Origin of the sequence: Acinetobacter sp. AKBS16, assembly GCF_002899995.1 — a bacterium.
In the GTDB taxonomy this organism is placed as follows: Bacteria; Pseudomonadota; Gammaproteobacteria; order Pseudomonadales; family Moraxellaceae; genus Acinetobacter; species Acinetobacter baumannii.
Genome location: NZ_POYH01000073.1, coordinates 7,903 through 9,083, shown reverse-complemented (window position 1 = coordinate 9,083; position 1,181 = coordinate 7,903). Strand labels below are relative to the sequence as shown.

General features: G+C 43.5%; 1 protein-coding gene. It reads left to right on the top strand.

Annotation, left to right across the window (positions count from 1 at the left end):
* On the top strand, window positions 1-1,123 hold a 1,123-nt coding region (locus C1642_RS13175), incomplete at its 5' end, for a cytochrome ubiquinol oxidase subunit I (protein WP_228153880.1).
* Window positions 1,124-1,181: the final 58 nt, after the last annotated feature.

Below are 1,181 nucleotides of genomic sequence, written 5' to 3'. Positions count from 1 at the left end.
CTTAGAAGCGGGTTTCTTAGGAATCATGCTGTTTGGTTGGGGTCGTGTTGGTCCTAGAGCCCATTTCTTTGCAACGCTTATGGTTGCCATCGGAACATGTATTTCGATGTTCTGGATTTTATCGTCCAATAGCTGGATGCAAACGCCGCAAGGTTTTGCCATCGAAAATGGCATTATTGTGCCAAAAGACTGGCTAGCTATTGTCTTCAACCCGTCCTTCCCTTACCGCTTTGCGCATATGGGTGCTGCTGCCTTCTTGGTTTCATCTTTATTGGTAGTCGGAACATCTGCTTGGCACTTGGTAAAAGGCCGTCGTGATGAATTGGTGAAAAAATCATTCTCGATGGGTTTATGGATGGTACTTGTGACTTCTTGTTTACAAGTGGTAATTGGCGATAACCACGGTTTAAATACTCGTGAGCATCAGCCTGCCAAACTTGCTGCAATGGAAGGCCACTGGGAAACCAATCATAACGAGCCTATGCCGTTACTGTTATTTGCCATACCGGATATGAAAGAAGAACGAAATCACTTTGAAGTGGGCGTTCCATATTTGGGTAGCTTAATTTTGACTCACAGTTTAGATGGGCAAGTGACTGGCTTAAAAGAATTCGCACCTGAAGACCGTCCAAACTCGACCATTATTTTCTGGAGTTTCCGTGTCATGGTGGGTCTTGGCGTCCTTATGGTCACCTTATCACTCATTGCTCTTTGGTTACGTAAAAGAGGAAAACTCTATGAAACATCATGGTTTCATAAATTTGCTGTAGTGATGGGACCTGCAGGTTATGTGGCAATGCTGGCTGGGTGGATTACTACCGAAGTAGGCCGTCAACCTTGGGTGGTCTATGGCATTATGCGGACCAAAGATGGTTTATCGCATACTGTTTCAGCAGATCAGGTGGGTCTAAGTCTCTTTATTTTTGTGGTGGTGTATACAATTGTTTTTGGTAGTGGAATTTACTACACCTTAAAACTCATTAATAAAGGCCCTGTATTTATCGACACGCCAAATATGGAAGCAGGCGGCGTAGGACACTTTAAAACACCGATGCGTCCACTTAGTGCAGTTGATGAAAATATTGACAGCAAACAAAACTCTGGGGAGAACCGTCATGATTGATCTTTCTTTAATATGGGTCGGTATTATCGGTTTAGGTGTTTTAATTTACGTGGTCATG